This is a genomic window from Staphylococcus intermedius NCTC 11048, assembly GCF_002902385.1.
Taxonomy (GTDB): Bacteria; Bacillota; Bacilli; order Staphylococcales; family Staphylococcaceae; genus Staphylococcus; species Staphylococcus intermedius.
In genome coordinates, this window is record NZ_PPQH01000028.1 from 1 (window position 1) to 7830 (window position 7830).

The window sequence follows — 7830 nt, forward strand, 5'->3', positions numbered from 1 at the left end:
ATTGTATAGTTATGACGTTGATAGTATAACGTTTTACTCGCAAATCCTACACCACCACCAATATATATGATATTGTGTTTCTTGGTGTCAGGAAAACCGCCACCATCTTCAAAAAGTCTACCGCCATGAGTTTCTTTAAAACCAATTAACCATTTTTCATAATAATTATGATAAAAATCTTTAATACACGATTCAAGGCTCTCGATAGAAATGACTTCATCTTCAATAGAAATTTGGAATGACACTTCAGTTCCCACTTCTATACATTCTCTATATACAGGCATTCCTACATCCTTTTTATTAATATCAATTTTTTGATAGATGCTAAGGTAACGCTCCTCAATAGGCAACGAGTCACTCACTTTAATTTTGCTATAATAGTTTTTGTCATCTTCGTTATTGTATTTTGCGACAATCATTGTTTTAAGTGCACCTTTAAGCGAACTACCAGGTATGTATACCTTTTTTTGGCCATCTCGCACCATTAAATGAATATCATTAAGACCTTTTTTACTATTTTTTTGATTCTCTTTTTTTCCTAGGTTCACACGTTGGCTAAAACTCACAAACTTATGCCATTCTGATTTTTTTACCTTTTGTTGGTCTAGAAAAAACTTCAATGTACTCTCTCTGAAATTTTTAGTTGGATTTTTCAAAAAATCTAAATATTTATTCAATAAATTTTTACCTTTTAAATACTGAATGAATTTAACTTTATCTACTACATGAACCGTCGATTGGTAATAGTCATGAATATACTCATGTTTCGTCCGTATCGACCCATCACCAATATGAACTGGACCTAACATTTTTAGTTTGACTTCATACGTTTTAATTCCCATAATCACACCTCCAACCACAGTGGTTTCGCATATCGAAAGATTGGATGATTCCCTTTATGACCCACATCAAAAATACCACCTTTAAAAGGCGTCAAAAATACAGAACCTGCCGCAAAGCTATAAAAATCTTTTTTCTTAACAAGTTGTTCTTCATATGTCGTTGATTGAATAAATCCTGATCGCTTTTTAAGAATATATCTTGCACCGTTACAAGTTTCCATTATTTCTTCATCAGTCGCCATTGCTGTAGTCAATAAAACATGTTGATTCCCTTTTTGATTCAATAGCTCTTCCATGACACTGTCTTTAATTACTTCAATATAAAATCTTCCATAACCCGCACTTCGTTTTCCACCTAGCCCCGAAAACTGTAAGGCATTTAAGGTCTTTTCTAAAAATATCATCGTCTTTTCAGACCCTCGTGCAATAAAGTACAATCCTGCATCTTCTTCAAAAGTAAAAGTCCCCACTGAATAAGGTTCACTTTCTGCTTCTGGATTCATACTTTGCGCTAATAATGATACTTTTGTTTCAAGTGCATAGTGACCTACATTGAAAATCTCATTCAAATCTTTGGCATCTTCAGCATCCAATTCACCTTTAACGAATTGAAGATAATGATAAATAGGGATATATTTCAATTTTTTGAAATCTTTGTGATGACCTTCTTCTTTCGATTCAATTTTGATTAATGGCTTTGGTAAATACAATAAATCATTAACAAATGGAAATGTGTCACTCAAGATCAAATCATCACACAACCATTCTTGACTCTGACCTAATTGTAAATTTTCAATAAACAATGCACTAAATAAGGTGTCAGCTGAGATTGTCATTTCGCCATCTGATAATCTTCTATTGCCAAAATGTACAGCTGTTTGAAAATGTAATTTAAATATTTTCATGACCACACGGATCACCTACTTCAACTGTAGATGACTACTATCATAATCACCTACTACCGTTTCAATATGAAAGTCCTTAAATAAAACGCGTCCATTTCCTCTCGTTCCACCGCCACCGAGATAATCATTTTCTAGTAAAAGAATACCTTGCTTAATATTATCAAAATCCGTCGTCACTTCGTCTTCATTTTCAAGATTATAGATAAATATAAAGTCAAACTCAGATCCTCTAGTTACACGTTCGATTTGTCGTGGCATCGCCACTGCCGTCAATCGATCTATTGAATTTTCAAATTTAGTTTCAGTGTATGACACATCATTTTCTGCAAACCATTGGCGTGATGCTTCAGAATAAAATGCATCAGAAATTTGAAGACGTGCTTTTCTAATGTTTCCTTTTTCGCTAGATCCAAATAATCTCAATAATACTTCTGGGTCTTCATTGGGTGATGTTTGTTTCATTTTAAGGCCAAAGTTTTTAGCTAGCAGGCTTCTCATTTTCCCTTTAATTGAACTACCTGGAATAATCGGCAACTTTGTTTGTAAATCTCTAACCACCGGAGAATCAACGGCACCTATCATGCTCACTTCTCCTCCTCCCCCAATATGAAGACCTGTAACGACTTCTATTTTTCCTGAAATTTTAATCTTTGAATACATATTAATCCTCCCCTTGATAGAATTTAGCGTATGCAACTAGTGCCTCAAAGTATTTACAATAGTTCAGAAAATATTTTTTAGATTTCTTTTTAATTGCTTTATCGATTATTTGTATCATGAATGTTTTCTGTAAAAATATATCCACGCTCTGTTCTCTAGCAGCTTCATAGTAAAACTTAACTTTCAAATACTCTAGTTCATCTAAAAAGTCATCTGAAAGCAATTCACTATTAGTATTAAACACAATCGTGTATAAGCGATTCACTTGTTCCAACAAGCTACGAAGTTTACTACTCGTTAAACCTTCAAAAATCTGTTGTTTTTTACTATTTTCAACATTTTTAGTATTGTTTTTAATCACATCATGTGCAAATTTCAAATCAATATGAATACCATTTTTTGTTTTAGCTAAAATCATTTCCGTTAAACCTCCCTTGTTTGGTAAATATAATATTCAAGTGCTGTAATCAAGTATTCTTTTTCTTTAGCATCATGAGCCCATTTAAAAATTTGACCTGTAAATTCATCAGACATACGACTACGCGCTAGTAGATACGCTAATCGTGCGACATTGATTGTGTCGCCCTCTCTCAATAGCTGTAATATTTTATATAAAAAAGCTTTACCGTGATGTTCTTCATTTTTAAAAGCTTCTTTTAATAAGACATATTTGCTCCCCAATATATCTTCTTTTAATATACGCCATGGATACACTTTTTCTTCTACCCACAGTGCCACTTGATTTTTATCTCCAATTTTAGCCGCCTCTTCTAAAATACCTGTTTCGAAAGCCATTTTTGAAACTGGGTACTTTGCATTATAAATACCAATGCCTGCTGATAACGTCAATTTGCCTAAAGTAAACGCGTGAAACTTATCATTGATAGAAATGCTTGCTTCAACAATGTCGTCCCAAGCACCAATAAGAAACAAATCATCTCCACCAGAATAAATACTTGTTATTTGATATCCTTCTAAAATTTGGTTGAGTTCATATTTAAAGAATAAAGAAAGCTGTCTAGACAAAGTAGCTGTACGTGATAAAGAATTATACCTATCGTCTATACCTGAAATGAAAGCCATGCCTAAATTATCAATATCTGCTCTCAATACGCCTAAACGCTTAATGCCTATATCTCTATCAGCGTAACTACCGATACCCTTACTTTTAGTTTCCGGTTGCTTACTAGAGAAGTCATAGTCACACATCCATAAATTTGTTGATACGCCTGTACCAATATGCGGATTATTTTTACTATAAATCTGAACTGTGGCATCCTTCCTCATTATATTTTCGGCTTCTTTTTGATTAACTACAGAAATATATTTTCCAAATGGCATCTTTAAAACACCTTTATCAGATAATATGAAAAATGATTTGTCCCTTAAATCATTAGAAACTTGAATGATGCTTTCACATACAGAACAGCGCCCGTTTTCATTGATATTCCTATCACTTCTTAAACATTCTTTACATTCTCTATCACCAAACGTTTGTTTATTATTTAAATTTCTAATATCTGATGCATCATATTTTTGTGCTTTTGCAGTTGATAGTTTTTGGCTCAATTGTTGCCAAATTTGCTTATACTGATTATCGATATTCATTAATGCATTACCACTACAACTTTGATATGCTACAGAAACAGACAAATCGATACCAAACTCTTCAATAAACCATACTTTCATTTCTTTTTGAAAGTCTACAATGATACTTTGGACTGATTTTGTATTCGGAAGTATCAAGTATGTATGGCCCCCACCTGTATACAGTAAATTAGCTCTACTTAAATGAAGTCGCTTGAGTAATTCATCGACTATGACCTCTAACATAAGTTCTAAGTAAAAACTACGTGACCTTAAACTCTTAAGCGCATTTGAACCACTGATGTTATATATAAAACTTTGTATCCCGCTCATATCCATACTCAAAATAAGGAATGCTTCCTTTTCATAAAAAGCTTTTGTTTTGTTATAATTTGAAAAAAGTTCTTGTTTATAGTTAGTCCTATTCTGTTCGTTTAAAAAATCATAAACACACGTCGCAATGGCAGCAGTAATTCGACTATGATCATATAATGAGACATCTATTAGTTGCTCTTTATTCGTAGAGCTAGGGATATATTGCCACAAACTTTCTGTCCATTTAAGCAATGATGCAAAGTGCGCTTCATCATACTTCAACCTATTATCTAAATCGTACGCCATATCTTTCATTAATGTGTTATAGTGGCTACTTGAATATTGACTATTCCGTACACTCGGATATTCAACATAACTTTCCTTGTTAAACTTATACTTACCTTGTTCTGACTCACCGTTATTACCATTCACTATATTAAATACACTATATAATGGAGTGAATTTATCAAAATTAAACCTAAATTCTGTTGAGTCGTTCTCATCACCTTCTTCAACCAAATCTCTTCGGTCTAAACCGCTAGCAATATTGTCAGCAATGTATGTAATGTAAGCCAAACTATCATCTTCTACATGTGCAGTTTTCAATTCTTTATAGTGATGATATTTCACATTCTCCAACAATTTTTCATCATTAAATTCTGCAAATTGCTCCAAAAATTGATACCCCAGTTTAGAATGCGTTCCTTTCGCAAATGTGTGTGCATTACTTCTATAAATAACTTTACCAATATCATGTAGTAAAGCCCCGTACATGAGAGTTAATTTGTTATCCATTTCTTTACCACCCTATAAAAAAATCAATTCTGGTTCTTTCACACGTTTCCTTTTAACTTCTTTCCCAAGAATCGTCACCTGATTATAATTTACTTCATCAGGAAGAACATAAAGTGTAATTACCCCTGTATCTGGAAGTTCTTTTTTTAAAATATCTAGTACTTTCTCTTTTCTCAGGGAATTACTAATATATCGTTCATAAAGACTCCACTGTTTCCTATTAAATCCTAATTCTAGTAACCTTTGTCGGTATTGATTTGCTTTTTTACGATCTTCTTTGGTTTCCCTCGATAAATCAAAGCATACTAGTAAGTACATCAAACACCCACCTCAATCATTTGCGGTAATAATAAGTACTTAGCACTATTGTTTTATAGCACTGATTTAAAGAGGAAGTTGTCAATTTAACGCTATCCAATAGTTTCATTATCTTTTTATCAACAATGCAAGGTTCATATAAAACTCTTATTAATGCTTTCTTTTCTTCGAGGCTAAAAACCTGGATATTATCTTTAAATATTAGTTCATACACTTTACTATCTATAAAAGGACGATAAACTTCGATAAGATCATCCACAAGATTAAATGGATTCTCAAGGGACTGATGCTTGATTCCTAAACTCATTTCATAACCGTGAAGCGCTAATTCCTTTTTAATAAAAGATCTCACTACGGCATATCCATAGTTAAGTCCCGCATTAATCGCATCATCAAATCTACCTCGTTTAAAATCCGGACCATATAAATGGTTAAAATACACTCTAGCAGCAACAGCTTCTCTATTCGTTACATCTCTTCCTCTCACCTCTTTGGTAAGCGCTTTCATGTATTGCGTGATTTGACTACGCTGTGTATTGTTTTCGAGACACATTGCTTGATTTAATATTTTACACACAACAATTTTCTTCCAAATTCTATCTTTTGACTTGGCAGAAAACTGTAACTGGGACTGTATCCTTTGTAATCTTTTAACCATGCCAAAATTAGAAAGGATTTGTGTTACAGGAGAATGCTTATAATCACAGAAAAGAATAGCAATATCATTTTCAATACATTTTAAAATCAAATTTTGTGAAAAATAACTTTTATGACTATCAAATATCAGCGCTTCAACATCATCTAATAAAAAATATCGTTCTGTTTTATCTATAATATTCTTAAATTTGATACTTTCTCCTTTTACACTGACAAAATGATGATTTTCAACGTAAATGATATCTTTCACCATTACACCTCCTATTTAAAAACAAGAACAATGTTCAGTGAGTGATTACTTCAATTCCATTTTAATACCTTTTATGCCGTCTACTATTTCTTCAAAACCTTCATTTAATAGCTAACGTATACATTTTAAATAGATATGATTAAAAATTATGTTTATAAATACATGCATACAAATGTATACGCACCCATTTTATCGCATAAATTGTTAATTAAATTTTACAACATTCCTTTGTTTACAACAATAGAATTTAGAATTTTTTGTTATTTTTTAAACCTTGTAACTCACCTTCAATATTCTTTTTATTTTTCAATATACTACACACCATAACTTCTCTTTAAAAGCACTTTTTAATATTTTAAATGATAAAAGTTCCCTCTTATGTCGGGGTCTCTATTCGCTTGGAGTTGTTGCGCAAATATAAAATCTCACACTGCCGTTCTCGTCCCCTTATATCGGAGGCTCTATTCGATTTGATACAAAATACGAATACAGAATTAAACTTTTATGAGTTCTCGTCCCCTTATATCGGAGGCTCTATTCGATTAACACTTTACAGCCTCGAGCCTTTCAAAGAATATAGCGGTTCTCGTCCCCTTATGTCGGGGTCTCTATTAGATTTATATGGTTTTAATAAATATCGTGCTAAATGGTTTGGGTTCTCGTCCCCTTATGTCGGGGTCTCCATTAGATTAGATAAAAACTATAAATATATTAACGAGATTGCGCAGGTTCTCGTCCCCTTATGTCGGGGTCTCCATTAGATTGCAACATCAAAAAATCACAGTGAAAATTTGGAGGAATGTTCTCGTCCCCTTATGTCAGGGTCTCTATTCGATTTAAATTAATTTACACATGGATCAATGCAGATAAACGTTCTCGTCCCCTTATGTCGGGGTTTCTATTCGATTTGCGTATTAAAGCGTTACAATTTGTGAAATACCAAGGTTCTCGTCCCCTTATGTCGGGGTCTCTATTCGATTAGGATTACGATTACAGAGAGTTGTTTGAAAACAGGTTCTCGTCCCCTTATGTCGGGGTCTCTATTCGATTACTGAAAATGAAAAACTGGTAAAACAGTATAAAAGTTCTCGTCCCCTTATGTCGGGGTCTCTATTCGATTGGTACTAGACAGAATGATTGCTAAAGGAGAAAAATAGTTCTCGTCCCCTTATGTCGGGGTTTCTATTCGATTTGCCGTGGTAATTTTCAATAATTGTTAGGACGTCCCGTTCTCGTCCCCTTATGTTGGGGTTTCTATTCGATTGGTCAGCTTTGAAAACACCTTGATAGCGGGAATAACAGCGTTTTTACCTTGCCTTGAATTGAGACAAACTAAACATTAAATCGCCCCTTATTGTCCAATTTTTAGACATTTTAATTTTAGCCAACTATAAATAACTCAAATTACATCATCGATATTATACAATAAACAATCAACAATTCATATCATATTCCATCCATACTTTTTAATGAAGAATCCTAACCCAGCACTCCCCTAAGA

The 7830-nt window shown here is 33.2% G+C and carries 7 protein-coding genes; all 7 read right to left on the reverse strand.

Annotated features, from left to right (window positions below; translation table 11 throughout):
- Positions 1–842 (reverse strand): type III-A CRISPR-associated RAMP protein Csm5 (gene csm5 / locus CD138_RS06505; protein ID WP_103265971.1); only part of this gene is annotated, 842 nt, incomplete at its 3' end.
- Between the two features lie 2 nt (positions 843–844).
- The gene (csm4, locus tag CD138_RS06510) at positions 845–1753 is read right to left on the reverse strand and encodes a type III-A CRISPR-associated RAMP protein Csm4 (RefSeq protein WP_026066871.1); all 909 of its coding nucleotides are present in this window, start codon (positions 1751–1753) and stop codon (positions 845–847) included.
- Between the two features lie 9 nt (positions 1754–1762).
- The gene (gene csm3, locus CD138_RS06515) at positions 1763–2407 is read right to left on the reverse strand and encodes a type III-A CRISPR-associated RAMP protein Csm3 (protein ID WP_019168789.1); all 645 of its coding nucleotides are present in this window, start codon (positions 2405–2407) and stop codon (positions 1763–1765) included.
- Position 2408: 1 nt separating this feature from the next.
- The gene (gene csm2 / locus CD138_RS06520) at positions 2409–2825 is read right to left on the reverse strand and encodes a type III-A CRISPR-associated protein Csm2 (RefSeq protein ID WP_019168788.1); all 417 of its coding nucleotides are present in this window, start codon (positions 2823–2825) and stop codon (positions 2409–2411) included.
- A 5-nt stretch (positions 2826–2830) separates the two neighbouring features.
- Positions 2831–5104 carry a type III-A CRISPR-associated protein Cas10/Csm1 gene (gene cas10, locus CD138_RS06525; RefSeq protein WP_019168787.1) on the reverse strand — a complete coding sequence of 758 codons (2274 nt, stop codon included), beginning with the start codon at positions 5102–5104 and terminating at the stop codon, positions 2831–2833.
- A gap of 12 nt (positions 5105–5116) precedes the next feature.
- Positions 5117–5422, reverse strand: coding sequence for a CRISPR-associated endonuclease Cas2 (gene cas2 / locus CD138_RS06530; protein WP_019168786.1), 306 nt, complete (start codon positions 5420–5422; stop codon positions 5117–5119).
- Between the two features lie 16 nt (positions 5423–5438).
- Positions 5439–6332 carry a type II CRISPR-associated endonuclease Cas1 gene (gene cas1 / locus CD138_RS06535; protein ID WP_244913358.1) on the reverse strand — a complete coding sequence of 298 codons (894 nt, stop codon included), beginning with the start codon at positions 6330–6332 and terminating at the stop codon, positions 5439–5441.
- Between the last annotated feature and the right edge of the window lie 1498 nt (positions 6333–7830).